Source organism: Priestia sp. USM5 (assembly GCF_058323215.1).
This window is the reverse complement of sequence record NZ_JBSGKN010000001.1, coordinates 954,516-969,966: the sequence shown is the minus strand read 5'-3', so window position 1 is coordinate 969,966 and position 15,451 is coordinate 954,516. Positions and strand designations below refer to the sequence as shown.

Here is a 15,451-nt window from a genome sequence, read left to right as displayed (position 1 = left end):
TTCACGCTCACCATAACAACAAAAAACGAACGATTATGATTTTTTAATTAATCGTTCGTTTGTCATTCCAACTAAAATACTTTTATCCCAGCCTCTTTTTTATTTTCCTCCAGTAAACGAAATTCCTTTAATGAAATATTTGTTAAAAAACGCATAAATGAGCAAAATTGGAAGTGTAAAAACCATGGAAGCTGCCATAATATAGTTCCAATAACTGATATACTGACCTTTAAATGTGTTAAGGCCTAAAGTCAACGTGAACATATTTTCATCAGACATCACAATTAAAGGCTTCATAAAATCATTCCAAAACCCCATAAATACAAAAATCGTTTGTGCTGCTAAGGCAGGTTTTGCAAGTGGAAGGACTATTTTGAAGAATGTTCCAAACTTCGATAACCCATCCAACTCCGCTGCTTCTTCAAGCTCTTTTGGGAAATTAATAAAAAATTGACGCATCATAAATATAAAAGTCGCATTTACCATTCCCGGTACAATCATTCCCTGATAGGTATTTAACCAGCCTAACTCTTTTAAAATTAAAAAATTAGGAATCATCGTTACTTGTCCAGGAATCATAAGCACCGCTAAAATAATAATAAATAAACTTTTCTTTCCCGGGAAACTGAGGCGTGCAAGGGCATAACCAGCCATTGAGTTAAATAGCAAATTCAGAGCTGTTCCTACTACGGCAATGAATAAGCTATTAAACATCCAGCGAGGGAACAGCTTTTGTTCCACAAAAATTTGTTTATAATTGTCTAGCGTAAAGTGTTTCGGAATAAAGTTCACCGTACCTGACACAATTTCTTCTAGCGTTTTAAAAGAAGCGGACAGCGCCCAAATAAATGGAATCAGAGTAATCAGCGCGTATATGCTTAAAATTGTATATAAAATGAGGACTCCTGTTTTTTTCTTCATCTTTTTCTTCCCCCCCTTAGTACATACTTTCTTCTTTTGAAAACTTTCTCTGAATAACCGTTGCCACCAAAATCACGAACGCCAGCATAAAGGCTAGTGCTGCAGCATACCCCATAGTACCTAAATTTTTAAATGCATATTGATAAATAAGCAGAACAACAGTCAGAGTCGAGTTATTAGGACCTCCTGAACCTCCTGAGAAAATAAACGATTGATCAAATAACTGAAACGTACCAATCAGTCCCATGATCACTACGAATGATGTAACCGGTCGCAGATTCGGAACTGTAATATGCCAAAACCGTTGAAACACATTAGCCCCATCTAACTGAGCTGCTTCATAAAGCGAATTTGGTACGTCTTGCAAAGCTGCCAAATAAATAACCATAAAAAATGGAGCTGTTGCCCAGATGTTCATAATCATAATGGCAATCAAAGCGACCTGAGGATCTCCAAGCCAATTGTAAGTTGGAAGACCAACAAACTTTAAAAACTCGTTCACAATTCCATTTTGATTGTACATCCACATAAAAATAAGCGTTAATACAGCCGATGATGTAAGTGTAGGTAAAAAATAAATAATGCGAAAAACTTTTTCTGCTTTTAGCCCTGCATTTAATGTGGCCGCCAGTATAAGTGCCAATGCGGTTTGTACCGGTACAACAATTACTACATACTTCACCGTATTCCAAAGAGCAATTTTAGCTTTGTCATCTTCAAGAACCTTCATGTAGTTCTCAAGCCCTCGAAAATGAAACTCAGTTCCTCCCAGCAATTGAACTTTATGTAAAGACAAAAAGATGGCATAAAAAATAGGTGCAATAACAAACAGCAATAGTACAAACAGTGTAGGTGTCATAAAAGCATATCCTTGCCCTACATCACGAGGTTTGTACGTTCGTATTTTTCCGTTTTTCATTTCCTCCACTCCCCCGCCGAGCCTTATTCGTAAATACTAATCTCTTGATTTGCCTGCTTTTGTGCTTTTTTCAAAGCTGTCTCTAAATCACTTTGTCCCAAAAAGGCGCTTAAAAACTGGTTATTAAAGTTATTCATGATAATAGGCAAATACGGACCATCTTGCCAGACAGTTGCATAAGCAGCTCCTTTTACTAATGGACCTCGTTTTTTGTCTTCAGCAAAACCAAGCTTATCCGCTACGGATTTTCTTGTTGGCAATGCATAACCCTTACTTGTCCAAGTTTCCATTCCTTCTTTCCCGGTTAAGTACTGGATGAGCTCCCAAGACGCTTTTTTCTTTTTTGAGTCGGCATTCATTACATACGCGACCGTAAATGCCATCGTATTTTTATGACCGTTTATTGTCGGAACTTCCGCTGTACCGTAATCAAGTTTTGGGAAGGACTCCTGTAAAAATGGAATCATCCAATTTCCTTCAATCACCATAGCTACTTTTTGTTGTGCAAACATGTCCGTACCTGAATTCGCGCCTACATCAGAGGGCTGTACAGACGTTTTATCTTTTAAATGCTGATCGATGAGCGGCTGAAGAGAATCCACGACTTCTTTCGTAGCAAAGTTTGCCTTATTGTTCTTTACAACGTCTCCTCCGTTTGCCTGCGCCATGTAGAAGATACGCGCTAATTCCGGCGTGACACCAAACGCTTGAATCCCTTTCTTTTTAAATACTTTTGAAACTTCTTTAAACTCACCCCATGTTTTTGGTACTTCTACTCCTGCTTCTTTAAATAGCTTTTTGTTGTAAAATAAGCCTAATGTGGAGTAATCTTTCGGAAAACCATAAGTCTCTCCATTTTTTTGAAACGCTTTCAATAATGGTTTCTCAAAATCCTGAACATCAAAATCAGATTTTACATAAGAATTTAAAGGTTCTAAAACCCCTGTATTAATAAGACCCGGCGCTTCAAGTGCATCAAGATAAAAAACATCTGGACCATTTCCACCTATTAAACGCGTTTTTAAAATATCCATGTATTGATCAGTGATTACTTCATGCTTCACATGAATTGATGGATGGAGTTTTTCAAAGTCTTGAATAGTTTGATTAAGCAGCTTCGTTTCTGTTGGGTTGCCTCCCCAGCCGGCTAATACAATTTCGACTTGACCATTTTCCCCGGAAACTTCTTGTACATTTGAACATCCAGTTAAAGCTGCTCCAGCCACTGCCAGAACCAAACTTAAAGCGAGTATCCACTTCTTCATTAGCTGTCTCCTTTCATTTCATTGACCTGCGGCTTATTAATTGACGCTTAATAAGCCGCGGTCGAAGTAACATTAACCTACATAATTTCTTACCTTACATTGAGATAGAAGCTCGTATTTTGTCGTATTTTCTTTCACGTAAATAATAGTTTCGCTTTCTTCTTTTTTAACCGTTAATGAAAGTTTCCCACTGCCAATCACAAGGTTTTCTACAGAGATTTCATTCATATCGTCTATGAGCAAAGGATTTATCTGTATAGTACCTGCTGTACTATCAGGAAACAGTCTCAGCATCGCCTGTACGAAAGCTAAAGGCGTGCCGGCTGCCCAAGCTTGAGGTGAGCAGGCAACGGGATATTTGACAGGCTTGCCAAGGTTACTTGAATAGCCGCAGAATAGCTCTGGAAGACGGTCGTATTCAAAATGCTCAGCTGCATCAACCAGCCCTTTTATCACTTTATTGACTTCTGTTTGCTTGTTCGCTTTACTCAAACCGAGAACAATTAAACTATTATCGTGCGGCCAAATGCTCCCGTCATGATAACTCATTGGATTATAACCCGCTTCTCCTTCTGCCATTGTACGAATTCCATATCCCGAAAACATAGATTCTGATACTAGCCTTTCCGCTACTTTGTTCAGCTTCTCCTCATCCATCATCTCGGCTAAAAGTACATGACCTGGATTTGACGTAATCGTTCCTACTTGATGTTTATGTTCATCAAGTGCAATGGCATAGAATGACACGTCTTCCATCCAAAAGGCTTCATTGAACTTTTTACGCAGCAGCTCAGCTTCTTCACGTAAACTATTTGCTTCATTTGTTTTGTTTAACTGATCATATAAAGAAGCAATACCCATTTTCGCTTGATATACGTAGCCTTGTACTTCCACTAAAGCAATAGGAGTTTTTGCATATTCACCGCTGCGATGGACAACAGAATCCCCTGAGTCTTTCCATCCTTGGTTAGCAATTCCTTTACTTGATTCTTGATGGTATTCAAGAAATAAATCACCGTCTCGATCTCCATATTCATTGATCCATGTCAAAGCTCCATCGACAGTCATTTGCATTTCTTTTACAAACTCGAAGTCTCCCGTCCACTTCACATATTCCGTTAACAAAATTAAAAATAATGGTGTCGCGTCAACTGTTCCGTAATATGGAGTAAAAGGTATTTGATTTGTGTTGGCTAGTTCTCCGTAACGTATTTCATGCATAATTTTACCCGGCTGTTCATCACGCCATGGATCATTTGCCGTTCCTTGATATGCTGCCATAGTACGTAGCGTTCCTTTTGCTACTTCCGGATTAAAAGCCAGCATTTGAAGCGCTGCAATTAGACTATCCCTTCCAAATGGCACACCAAACCAAGGCAATCCAGCTACAGGAAAAGCACCGAATCCTACATCCGTTAGCAGTACGCGCAGGTCGTTAAGTCCTCTTGTAATAAGGCGCTGCATTGTCGGATGATCGGTTGTCACTTTTGTAGAAGATTTTTCCCACTTTTTATATGACTGCGTTAGTAAACTAAATGCTTCACCAGCTGATAAAATATTTTCATTGATGTCTTCGCCCATTTGCGGCTGAACCATTAATGTAATTTCTTCTTCTTCCTGATGGTTCAGTTCGAAAGAAAACATAACCTCTCCTTGTTCATACACGTGTGAGGCTTTTTTATCCCAAGAAATCCGTGTCGAACGCTTGATATCATCTGATCCTTCGTATGTATATATTAAACTGCTTTCCCCTTTTATTTGCCCTGTTCGTTTTCCGACATTTCCAGTTTGAAAACCTCTTACGATAAACATATCGTTAAAATCGACATCTGCTTGGATACTTAATGTAAAAGCAATTTTTTTAGGAAAATAACTTTTCAATTTTATTTTTTCATAGAAAATACCCTCATATATAAAGCGCTTTCTTTCTATTTCTACAGACTCTCGCCACAGCGATAGTTCTCCTTCTTTTTCCATATGCGGATTAGTAAGAAGAATTGTGGCTAACAGGTTTTCGTCGGCACTTGAGGACAATAACACAGGATCTGTACCGTTAATTTTCAAATGAAATTTGCTCAAAAAACGCGTATCTTTCATATATAGCCCTAAACCATACTGATGGTTTTCAGTGATATTTCCTGCTTGATCTGTTAGTAAAAATAAGTCATTTTCTTTAATCACACGGTAATCCATTTCCATCCCCCAAAATTTCACCGAAACGTTTTGGAAAAACGAAACACAAAACCGAAACGTTTCGGTTTTTACATTATATAAAAACCACTAGCCGTGGTTTTTAGCTGTTGATTCTCGAATAATCAGCTGTGTATCAAGATAACGCTTCATATTTGTTTCTTTTCCTTCTAGCATCTCAATTAGTAAATCTGCAGCTTCATAGCCAATCTGATATACTTCCTGCCCTACAGTCGTCAAATTTGGAGACGAGTAAGAAGCAAGAACAATATTATCATATCCGACAATCGAAACGTCTTTTGGTACATCAAGGCCAAGTTCTTTGCATGCTTTTAATGCTCCCAGTGCCATTAAATCACTTGCACAAAAAATAGCGGTGAGCTCTTCATACTTATTTAAAAGCTCACTGGCAGCTTTCTCTGCTTTCTTTTCTTCAAACTTTCCGCTTACAACCCATTCAGACCGAAACGACAAACCGCATTCTTTGAGGGCTTGTCTGTATCCGTTGAGACGTTCTTGGCTGACAAATGCGTCTTCATGTCCGTTAATCATCCCAATATGCTGATGGCCAAGACTCGCTAAATGTTCAACCGCTTTTTTAGCTCCCAAGGCATTATCGGTGGTGACATAGCCTACTGAACTAGAATGGACGGGAATATCAACTAAAACACAAGGAATATCGCTTTCTACTACTTCTTTTAAATAAGGATCTTCTTTTTTGATGCCCTGAATAATTGCCCCGTCCACTCTTCGCTCTCGACAAAGCTGAGTATACGTTTTTTCTCGCTGCATCATCGTGTTTGTATTAAATAAAATCAAGTCATACCCCAAAGTAGATGCACGCTCATTTACACCGCACAATACTTCAAACGTGAAATTATCTTTTACGCTCTCTCTGCTGATGCCTGAAACTAGTAGTCCAATTGTCTTTGACTTTTGCATAACCAATCCTCGAGCTAACGTATTGGGGCTATAGTCCAGCTCTCTTGCTACGGCTGCAATCTTTTGCCTTGTTTTTTCATTTACATCTGAATAACCATTTAAAGCCCGAGACACCGTTGTTACAGATACGCCGGCAACTCGCGCTATATCTTTAATCGTTGTCAATCAAAATTCCTCCAAAACGTTTCGGATAACTTTAAATAGATTGTAACGCTTTCATTTCTTAAATTCAATACTTTTTTAATAATCAGTTTACTTTTATCTATTTTTAAAATTTTTGCATATAAAAAAAGCAGCCCTAAAGCTGCTCTTTACTCACAAAGAGGAAATTGAAGTGAAAAGCACGTTTCTTTTCCTTTTACGCTAGACACACTTACTTTTCCCTTCATATAATGAATAATACTGAAAGATACCATCGTTCCAAGCCCCGTACCTTTTTCTTTTGTTGTAAAATACGGTTCGCCTAACCGGTTGACTTGTTCTTGCGTCATACCGCAGCCTGTATCCATAATATCAACGATCACAACTCCGCCTTCTTTTCCTACTTTAATAGTTAACGTGCCTCCGTTTTGCATGGCTTCAATACTATTTTTAAATAAGTTGATTAGACACTGCTGAAGCTTTCTTCTTTCTCCCATTACGAAGAACTTCACTTCTTCATCGAATGTAAAATCAATCGCGACTCCGTTCATATTGGCAAGAGGCGTCATAATATGGGTGACGTGATGAATTTCTTCTGACATATTCATTTTTTCATTTCGTTCTGGAGCGGAATTGGCAAATAGCAAGTAATCATCAATGATTTCTTTTGCGCGGTCTAGTTCATTAATAGCAATCGAAATGTAGCGTTTTTTAGCAGGTTCTTTTTCATCTTCTTGCAGCATTTGCATAAATCCTCTGCTTGCAGTTAGAGGATTTCGCACCTCATGAGAGATGCTGGCAGCTAAATGACTGACAATTTCTAGCTTTTCTGCTTTCATTAGGCGCTGCAGCACTAATAAATTTGCCCGTATCGCTTCCCACAGTATGGTAATCACAAACATGCCTGCCACATCTAAAACAGCGAACTGAACCCACACGCTAATAGGAATGCTTGTTACGTGTAAAACAAAAATAGATACAAGCATAGCTAATAAAGAACCAATTACACTAAGACAGGTGCTCACGATAATTCTATTTTTTAATGAGAAATGTAAAAAGTATTTTGTTATGAAAAATAAAGGAATGGATAAAATCGGAAGAGCAATTAATGTTGATAAAAACCCTACATCGTACCCGCCAATTAGCAAGCGCAGCAGTAAAATAAAGACGAAAAGCAAGCTTCCTAGCGGCCAGCCTCCATATAACGTTCCTAAAATATAAGGAATTCTTCGTAAATCCATTCGATAGTCATCCGGGACATAAGCTCCGTTAACCGGAAACAAAAGGCAAAAGGTAATAGCTAAAATCGGAAATACCGCGATATAGTGATCTTTCCACCAATGAACTTTTTTAGCATACTTGATCAAATAAAACATCTGCACTAAAAACAGCGCCAATAAAATAAATAAAAAATTAATTAACAAATCTTTCGTAACAAAACTCATGCATTCACCGGTCTTTCAAATGAGATAAAAATAAACTCTTTTATTGCATTTACATTTGTAACACAAATTAGAGCGTAATCATAGATAAATAAACGTATTCTATTTACTTTTTTATAACTTCCTATGACTTTATCGTCCGTTCCCTAAAATAGTGAAGACTAAGAAAACCTTTTCAACTTCACTAAAAATATTCAGAATTTTATTTACATATGAGTTACAATGCTCTATAATCAGATCAATGTACTTGGTTTTGAGAGTAGGAGGACAAAATATGGAACTATCAATTACCTTAATGGGATTATTCGTTGGAACCCTTGTAGGCTTAACGGGGGTTGGAGGTGCCGCTTTATTAACACCTTTACTGATTGTACTCGGCATTAACCCTTCCATTGCCGTAGGAACAGATCTTGTCTACAATTCTATCACAAAATTATTCGGAGTCGCTCAGCACTACAAACAGCGAACCATTAACTTTAAATTAGCAAAATATTTAGCTTTCGGAAGTATTCCGAGCGCTGTGCTGGCTATTGTCACACTTCATGCATTCCCATCTTTTCACGAGCATCAAGAAACGATTATTAAGCACGCTCTCGGGTACGTCATGACGCTGGTTGCCATCTCAATTATCTTTCGCGTCTTTTTTGATAAATTAATTCGCCCAAATCGGTTTCAGGAAATGGACTTAAATCAGAAAAAAGGATTAACAATCGGAATTGGCGTAGTCTTTGGGTTCGTTGTCGGACTAACATCGATTGGTTCTGGCTCATTATTTGCCATTGCAATGCTGTACTTATTTAAGTTAAAAACATCTGAGCTGGTTGGTACTGATATTGCACATGCGTTTCTTCTCGTTACGGTGGCTGGTATTTTAAATGCAAGCTTTGGAAGCGTTGATTATATGTTGACTGCTAACCTATTAACTGGATCTATTCCGGGTGTGTTACTCGGAAGCCGTTTATCAACGAAAGTGCCTTCAAGACCGCTTCAAGCCATTATGGCGACCATCATTTTAATTAGCGGAATTAAACTAATTTAATAAATAAAAAGCACATGCCTTTGCATGTGCTTTTTATTAGTTTTTTTAAAGATCTACATTAAAAATAATAATGTTTTAAACCACTCCCTTCCCTTCTTATACACTTCAACTAATATTTTTATTGAATTTTAGTCAAAGAGACCAATGACACCTCAAACAACCTTACGTTAAAATGTAAAAAAACATAACATCTATTGTAACATCAAAAAAATTGTACGACGAAGGGAGAACACATGACACAAACAGCGGCAAAAAGTAAGCAAAAACCTTTTTATAAAGGTCTTTTCTTTCAAATTATGATGGCAATTGTACTTGGCGTAGCCGTAGGATATCTATGGCCAAGCTTTGGAAATGCTGTGAAACCGATTGGAGACGGTTTTATTAAGCTCATCAAAATGCTGATTGCTCCTCTTATCTTTGGGGTAGTCGTTGTCGGAATTGCCAAGGTTGGAAACATTAAAACAGTTGGGCGTATCGGTGGAAAAACCATTCTTTACTTCGAAATTGTCACAACATTCGCTCTACTTATCGGTCTATTAGTAGCAAACGTAATGAACCCCGGGGCCGGTATGAATGTTGACCCTTCAAGCTTAAGCACAACTGAAGTGGACGCGAAGACAAACGGCTCCGAACTTCCGAGCGAAGGTGATTTTTTTCTTAATATGATTCCAGACAGTGCAGTTGGTGCTTTTTCAAACAACTCCATGCTTCAAGTGCTTTTAATTTCGTGTTTGTTCGGAATCGCTCTTGTCCATATAGGTGGAAAAACAGCGGAGACCCTTCTACACGTATTAGAAAAAGTAAATGATGTGTTATTTAAAATTATGGGATACATCATGAAGTTAACGGCTCTTGCCACGTTTAGCGCCATGGCATTTGCGGTTAGTCAGTACGGTCTTGGAACACTTGCTGCATTTGGAAAGCTATTTATCGCTATGACAATTGCTTGTCTAGCATTTGTTCTTGTTTTAGCTGTTATTTTACGAACCTATTTAAAATTAAGCTTGTGGAAAGTTATTCTATATATACGAGAAGAAATTATGCTGGCATTTGCTACGGGTTCTACTGAAGCCGTTATGCCGCAGCTCATGGAGAAATTTGAACAAGCAGGATGCAACAAAGCAGTCGTTGGCCTTGTTGTGCCTACGGGCTATTCGTTTAATCTAGACGGTGCTTCTATCTACCTGTCTCTTGCTCTCGTCTTTTTAGCACAAGCAACGGGCGTGGACTTGAGCCTCACTGATCAGCTTTTAATGCTTGGTGTTCTTCTTCTTACGTCTAAAGGAATGGCTGGCATTCCAGGATCAGCTTTTGTTGCTCTGTCTGCTACCGCAGCAGCAACCGGATCCATTCCGGTAGCTGCCGTTGCTCTGATGCTTGCTCCTGATCGCTTTATGGGTAATTACCGGACCACAGTTAATATTATTGGTTATGCGGTAGCTGCTTTTATTATCGCACGATGGGAAAATTTATTAGACCTACAAAAAGCCAATGATGTGCTTGACGGAAAAATTACGTATCAGCCCAAAAATGCTGAAATTTCTCTCCCTGAGAGTATTCCAGCAGCCAATGAAAAAGCATTTTAATAAAAAAAATTCCTGGCCGAGACAAGTCTATTTTGCTTGTTTTTCGGGCAGGAATTTAATTGTTACATGAAAGGCCTTTTGCTGAAATTTATTTTCTTCCAGTATTTTATATACCATTTGTTTAATCGTTTCTTGCGTTTTGGCATCAGCTGAAACGGAAGGCTCCATATACACATCCAGCTCTACTCTGTCCTTTGAATAAAGGGAAGAATTCACACCCCTTGATTCATAGCCCGCTTCAGTTAAACCGCTGCTGATTTTATGCCAAATATCCAGTTTGTCCATTTGTTTAATAACAGGCTTTGCTTCTTCGTACACTTGTGCTTGCTGAGTCTTGGAAACTTCTTCTTTTTTAATAAAAACTGCATATCCTGAACCTACTATTAAAAACGTCATGATAGCAAATGCTCGCATTCTTTTCATTCTCTCACCTCATTTAGAGATATAGATTATAAATATGCGAACAATTGCTACAGTATGACGGCTTGTATATCTACTTCTTTTCTACTATACTCAACAGTCGTTTAGAACCGGCGTGCACTTCTTCTATTATACTGTCAAACAGCTCTTGCACCGTTGGAATACTATCAATCAGTCCAACGACTTGGCCTGCCCATCCATAGCCTTCATCGATTTTATTTTCATAAATATACCGGCAGTTTGCCCCTCCGCTAATGACGTCTTTTAACTCTTCGTATCTCTCTCCTTGCTCCTCACGCTTAATAATGTCAAGAGTGTAGTGGGACTTCAATACGCGTCCAGGTGCCCCGAACGAACGTTTAATAACCACAGTATCCGTTTCTTTTGCTTCTATAATAGCTTGTTTATACGCATCATGGGCATCTACACATTCTTTTGTCACGATAAAACGTGTTCCCATTTCTATCCCTTCAGCGCCTAATGATAACGCTGCCAATAATCCTTGTCCGTTTCCAATCCCTCCGCTTGCCAAGACCGGAATTGACACAGCCGCAGCTACTCGAGGAATTAATACCATTGTGCCTAGATCCTCACGCCCGATATGTCCTCCGGCTTCTTGCCCTACTGCCATGACAGCATCTGCTCCTAGCTTCTCAGCTTTTTGAGCTTGACGTACGTTGGCTACCAGCACGAGCGTTTTAATTCCCGTTCCTTTTAATCTTTCAAAAATAGGTGTGGGATTTGCTCCTGTTATGGAAATAACCGGAACACCTTCTTCTACTGCTGCGTCGAGAAGTTCTTTATAAGAACCTTCTGTTTGACCTCCAACAGCAAAATTAACGCCAAAAGGACGCTCAGTTAAAGAACGTACTTTCTTAATTTCAGCTCGAAGTTTCTCAGGTGTTCGGAGCGTCATAGCTGTAATTTGTCCAAGCCCGCCTGCATTTGAGACAGCAGCCGCAAGTTCTGCGTACGCTAGATACGCAAGACCTCCTTGTACAATTGGATATTGAATTCCTAATAAATCTGTTACCCGTGTTTTCATCTATGTATCCCCTCTCCTTTTATTTTTGTATTTATGAATACTTATTCATAATCATAACAAGAAAATAACGGATTTCCTACGAAAAAATTCCAACATTTCTGTTTGCTTCAACTTTTGATAGGGTACACATTTTGTAATGATTATTAACTGAAGATCAAGGAGGAAGACAAGTATGACAAAAAAGCACCCTGTAAATGAAAAAAGCAAGCAAGAACAGCTCGAGCAGTTTAAAACAGACGATCGAAACCAAGCGCTCACAACCAATCAAGGGTTAAAGCTTTCCGAAGATGAATTTTCTTTAAAAGCAGGCGAACGTGGTCCAACCCTTATGGAAGACTTTCATTTCCGTGAAAAAATGACGCATTTTGACCACGAGCGCATTCCTGAACGCATCGTTCATGCACGAGGCTTCGCTGCTCACGGAGAATTTGAGCTGTATGACTCGCTCAGTGAATATACAAAAGCTAAATTTTTACAGAATCCGTCTGTAAAAACACCTGTATTTGTCCGTTTTTCTACTGTAGCAGGTTCTAAAGGTTCAGCTGAAACGGTTCGCGACGCACGTGGTTTTGCAACAAAATTTTATACAGAAGAAGGAAACTATGACTTAGTTGGCAATAACATTCCCGTGTTTTTCATCCAAGATGCAATTAAATTCCCAGATTTAATTCATGCTGTTAAGCCTGAGCCTCACAACGAAATGCCTCAGGCGGCTTCAGCACACGATACGTTTTGGGATTTTGTCGCTAATAATCAAGAGTCTGCCCACATGGTCATGTGGACAATGTCAGACCGCGCAATTCCTCGCAGCTTACGTATGATGGAAGGCTTCGGCGTACATACTTTTCGCTTAGTTAATGCAGAAGGAAAAGCTCATTTTGTCAAATTCCACTGGAAGCCTGTACTCGGAACTCATTCCCTCGTTTGGGACGAAGCTCAAACCATTTCTGGGAAAGATCCTGATTTTCATCGCCGCGACTTATGGGAGTCAATTGAAAACGGAGACTACCCTGAATATGAGCTAGGCATTCAAATCATAGCTCAGGAAGATGAATTTAAATTCGACTTTGACATTCTTGATCCAACTAAGCTTTGGCCAGAAGAAGACATTCCCGTCAAATTGGTTGGAAAAATGACCTTAAATCGAAATGTAGACAACGTATTTGCCGAAACGGAACAAGTCGCATTCCATCCGGGGCATGTGGTACCGGGAATTGATTTTTCCAATGATCCTCTCTTACAAGGAAGATTGTTTTCATACACGGATACCCAGCTTATTCGTCTTGGTGGTCCGAATTTTCACGAACTTCCAATCAACCGTCCAGTATGCCCGTTTCATAACAATCAACGAGACGGTTACGGACGTCAAACGATCAACAAAGGGCCTGTCAGCTACCACAGAAACTCTCTTGCAGCCAATACGCCGGCTCCTGTCCCAGAGGCAGAAGGCGGTTATGCTCACTACCAAGAAAAAGTGGAAGGAAGAAAAGTTCGAAGCCGAAGCGAAAGTTTTAAAGACCACTTTTCACAGGCAAAGCTATTTTGGAATAGCATGAGCGACCCAGAAAAAGAGCATATTATCAGTGCTTTCAGCTTTGAGCTTGGAAAAGTGAAAAGCAAGTCTGTTCAGCAACAGGTTGTTGATATGTTTGCCAACGTCAGTACAGTGCTAGCTAAACAAGTGGCACAAGCGATTGGTGCAACGCCTCCATCGGGAGAAGACGCGCCAGTGACCAAGTCGTCTCCGGCTCTTAGTCAGGAACAGACGATTAAAAAGCCGAATACGCGTAAAGTAGCTGTCATTGTAGCTAATGACTTTAGCGGTGACCTACCACAAGTGTTAAACAGTTTAAAACAACAGGGCATTCAGCCTGAAATTGTAAGCACAACCCTCCAAAACGTAAAAGGAACAGACGGGTCAGAACTTGAAGTACAGCACACGTTCTTAACAAGTGATTCTGTCTTATTCGATGCGGTTTATGTTGTCGGAAGTTCGTCAGCTGATGAGAAGTTTCGTAAAGAAGCACTGACGTTTGCTCAAGAAGCATTCGAGCATTTTAAACCAATTGGCGCCACAGATGAAGGTATTAAGTGGCTAAAAGCTGCTGGCTTAGATAGTAGTCCCGGTGTCGTAACTGGAGATTCTACACGTTTTACAGATGAATTTGTTGAAGCTGTTTCAGCTCACCGCCACTGGAATCGTTACGTTATATAAATAAAAAAGCCTTTGAAGTCAATGATTTCAAAGGCTTTTTTATTAAACTGATTTTCTAAATGCCATAACATGCAAATCTTTTACCGGATAAAAATCGTTATCAGGAAAGCGAACGTAACCTCTTTTAGTGTACAGCTTAATGGCATGTTCCATTGAATGATCTGTATGTAAACCTAAATAAGAACACCCTAGCTCCCGAGATTTTTTTTCACACGCTTCAAGAAGCGCATTGGCGACTCCTTTTCGGCGATGAGATGGAGCAACTGCCAGCAGACGAATTTCAGCCCATGGAAATGGTTTTAATAACCCTCCATATACATCCGTATTCGGCGGATAAAACAAAACGCTTCCTGCCATTTCTCCATCGATTTCAGCTACCATGCATTCAAATTTCTTTTCTTCACTCAGGGTATGTAAAATTCCCTTTCGATATCTTTTCCAGTGTGCTTCCGATTTTACAGCTGCATATTGCTCATAAGCAGCAAGCGTTACTGTTTCAATAGATGATGTTTCTTCTTCTCTAGCTTTTCGAACGATCAATTTTTTCTCCTCCATTTACCTTCTTCGTTAATTCTTATTGTCTATGGTGAAGAATGTTTATGCAACACATTTGCATTGCGAAACAGCTTCCTTTGCATATATTTAATCCGTGCATTATGGTTTCTGAAGCAGTCTTTGTGCTGAAACTCTGCTTGTCTTCATATACATATAAAGAGATTCATAGACAAGGATGAGACAGCATGTACAAAAAATTAATTGCAATTGGAATTGGCAGTGTGTTTGTTAGTATTGGAATTAACGTTTTTATTCTTCCGCTTCAGCTTGTAACAGGAGGCATTACGGGAATTAGCTTAATCATTAATTATTTACTTGGCTATAAAGTAGGCGTGATGATTTTTTGCTTAAACTTGCCGATTTACCTTCTCGCTCTAGGTTTTAACCGCTCTTATTTTTTAAATGCTATCTATGGCATGGTTCTCTCAGCCGTTATGATTGATTTGCTGTTTCCGCTTCACGGAATTTTTCACCTTCCCATTATCTTAAGCGCTTGCCTTGGAGGCGTTTTTAACGGAATTGGAACTGGCATCATGCTCCGGCAGCACGCAAGTCAAGGCGGGGTCGACTTATTTTCTCTGATACTTGCAAAATGGTTATCTTTAAACCCTGGCATCATCATTTTAGTGATTGACGCATCTATTATTATTTCAGGTATTTTACTGCTTCAAAACGATACAGCTATTTATTCATTATTCATTGTTGTATGCTCTGGTATAGTGACCAGTTTAATTACGTCATTCAAACGCATCATCGTCTATGTATAAGGAA

At 39.2% G+C, this 15,451-nt stretch carries 13 protein-coding genes; 4 read left to right on the top strand and 9 right to left on the bottom strand.

The window, feature by feature from the left end; translation table 11 throughout:
• Positions 1 to 99: 99 nt before the first annotated feature.
• From ACWATA_RS04980 to ACWATA_RS04955, 6 genes are all read right to left on the bottom strand, one after another.
• Positions 100 to 921 (bottom strand): carbohydrate ABC transporter permease, encoded by an 822-nt coding sequence (locus ACWATA_RS04980; RefSeq protein ID WP_014458643.1) that lies wholly within the window; start codon positions 919 to 921, stop codon positions 100 to 102.
• 16 nt (positions 922 to 937) lie between these two features.
• A complete protein-coding gene (locus tag ACWATA_RS04975; RefSeq protein WP_224980502.1) occupies positions 938 to 1,840 on the bottom strand; it encodes a carbohydrate ABC transporter permease in 903 nt (300 codons plus the stop codon).
• Positions 1,841 to 1,863: 23 nt separating this feature from the next.
• Complete coding sequence (locus ACWATA_RS04970) at positions 1,864 to 3,105, bottom strand: ABC transporter substrate-binding protein (RefSeq protein WP_224980503.1); 1,242 nt, start codon at positions 3,103 to 3,105, stop codon at positions 1,864 to 1,866.
• A gap of 72 nt (positions 3,106 to 3,177) precedes the next feature.
• The gene (locus ACWATA_RS04965; RefSeq protein ID WP_224980505.1) at positions 3,178 to 5,298 is read right to left on the bottom strand and encodes an amylo-alpha-1,6-glucosidase; all 2,121 of its coding nucleotides are present in this window, start codon (positions 5,296 to 5,298) and stop codon (positions 3,178 to 3,180) included.
• A gap of 87 nt (positions 5,299 to 5,385) precedes the next feature.
• Complete coding sequence (locus ACWATA_RS04960) at positions 5,386 to 6,402, bottom strand: LacI family DNA-binding transcriptional regulator (RefSeq protein ID WP_028415038.1); 1,017 nt, start codon at positions 6,400 to 6,402, stop codon at positions 5,386 to 5,388.
• A gap of 146 nt (positions 6,403 to 6,548) precedes the next feature.
• Positions 6,549 to 7,823, bottom strand: coding sequence for an ATP-binding protein (locus tag ACWATA_RS04955; RefSeq protein ID WP_028415039.1), 1,275 nt, complete (start codon positions 7,821 to 7,823; stop codon positions 6,549 to 6,551).
• A gap of 271 nt (positions 7,824 to 8,094) precedes the next feature.
• On the opposite strand from ACWATA_RS04955, the gene ACWATA_RS04950 reads away from it, so the two are divergent.
• Both ACWATA_RS04950 and ACWATA_RS04945 read left to right on the top strand, forming a co-directional pair.
• The gene (locus ACWATA_RS04950) at positions 8,095 to 8,859 is read left to right on the top strand and encodes a sulfite exporter TauE/SafE family protein (RefSeq protein ID WP_224980507.1); all 765 of its coding nucleotides are present in this window, start codon (positions 8,095 to 8,097) and stop codon (positions 8,857 to 8,859) included.
• Positions 8,860 to 9,092: 233 nt separating this feature from the next.
• Positions 9,093 to 10,445, top strand: coding sequence for a cation:dicarboxylate symporter family transporter (locus ACWATA_RS04945; protein WP_165636139.1), 1,353 nt, complete (start codon positions 9,093 to 9,095; stop codon positions 10,443 to 10,445).
• A gap of 27 nt (positions 10,446 to 10,472) precedes the next feature.
• Here ACWATA_RS04945 and ACWATA_RS04940 read toward each other — a convergent pair whose 3' ends face one another.
• Together ACWATA_RS04940 and ACWATA_RS04935 are read right to left on the bottom strand one after the other, a co-directional pair.
• Positions 10,473 to 10,868 carry a hypothetical protein gene (locus tag ACWATA_RS04940; RefSeq protein ID WP_028415042.1) on the bottom strand — a complete coding sequence of 132 codons (396 nt, stop codon included), beginning with the start codon at positions 10,866 to 10,868 and terminating at the stop codon, positions 10,473 to 10,475.
• A gap of 70 nt (positions 10,869 to 10,938) precedes the next feature.
• Positions 10,939 to 11,910, bottom strand: coding sequence for an NAD(P)H-dependent flavin oxidoreductase (locus ACWATA_RS04935; RefSeq protein WP_224980509.1), 972 nt, complete (start codon positions 11,908 to 11,910; stop codon positions 10,939 to 10,941).
• A 172-nt stretch (positions 11,911 to 12,082) separates the two neighbouring features.
• Here ACWATA_RS04935 and ACWATA_RS04930 point away from each other — a divergent pair, with 172 nt between their 5' ends.
• The gene (locus ACWATA_RS04930; protein WP_224980511.1) at positions 12,083 to 14,125 is read left to right on the top strand and encodes a catalase; all 2,043 of its coding nucleotides are present in this window, start codon (positions 12,083 to 12,085) and stop codon (positions 14,123 to 14,125) included.
• Positions 14,126 to 14,167: 42 nt separating this feature from the next.
• Here the strand turns inward: ACWATA_RS04930 and ACWATA_RS04925 are convergent, their stop codons facing one another.
• Complete coding sequence (locus ACWATA_RS04925) at positions 14,168 to 14,665, bottom strand: GNAT family N-acetyltransferase (protein WP_028415046.1); 498 nt, start codon at positions 14,663 to 14,665, stop codon at positions 14,168 to 14,170.
• A 200-nt stretch (positions 14,666 to 14,865) separates the two neighbouring features.
• Between ACWATA_RS04925 and ACWATA_RS04920 the strand changes: the two genes are divergently transcribed.
• On the top strand, positions 14,866 to 15,447 hold the full coding sequence (locus ACWATA_RS04920; RefSeq protein ID WP_013058630.1) for a YitT family protein: 582 nt from the start codon (positions 14,866 to 14,868) through the stop codon (positions 15,445 to 15,447).
• The last annotated feature ends 4 nt before the right edge of the window (positions 15,448 to 15,451 follow it).

Coding starts and splice junctions, on each gene's coding strand:
- ACWATA_RS04965 (WP_224980505.1), bottom strand. CDS start 5,298: ATGGATTACCGTGTGATTAAAGAAAATGACTTATTTTTACTAACAGAT.
- ACWATA_RS04980 (WP_014458643.1), bottom strand. CDS start 921: ATGAAGAAAAAAACAGGAGTCCTCATTTTATATACAATTTTAAGCATA.
- ACWATA_RS04970 (WP_224980503.1), bottom strand. CDS start 3,105: ATGAAGAAGTGGATACTCGCTTTAAGTTTGGTTCTGGCAGTGGCTGGA.
- ACWATA_RS04920 (WP_013058630.1), top strand. CDS start 14,866: ATGTACAAAAAATTAATTGCAATTGGAATTGGCAGTGTGTTTGTTAGT.
- ACWATA_RS04945 (WP_165636139.1), top strand. CDS start 9,093: ATGACACAAACAGCGGCAAAAAGTAAGCAAAAACCTTTTTATAAAGGT.
- ACWATA_RS04940 (WP_028415042.1), bottom strand. CDS start 10,868: ATGAAAAGAATGCGAGCATTTGCTATCATGACGTTTTTAATAGTAGGT.
- ACWATA_RS04930 (WP_224980511.1), top strand. CDS start 12,083: ATGACAAAAAAGCACCCTGTAAATGAAAAAAGCAAGCAAGAACAGCTC.
- ACWATA_RS04935 (WP_224980509.1), bottom strand. CDS start 11,910: ATGAAAACACGGGTAACAGATTTATTAGGAATTCAATATCCAATTGTA.
- ACWATA_RS04975 (WP_224980502.1), bottom strand. CDS start 1,840: ATGAAAAACGGAAAAATACGAACGTACAAACCTCGTGATGTAGGGCAA.
- ACWATA_RS04955 (WP_028415039.1), bottom strand. CDS start 7,823: ATGAGTTTTGTTACGAAAGATTTGTTAATTAATTTTTTATTTATTTTA.
- ACWATA_RS04950 (WP_224980507.1), top strand. CDS start 8,095: ATGGAACTATCAATTACCTTAATGGGATTATTCGTTGGAACCCTTGTA.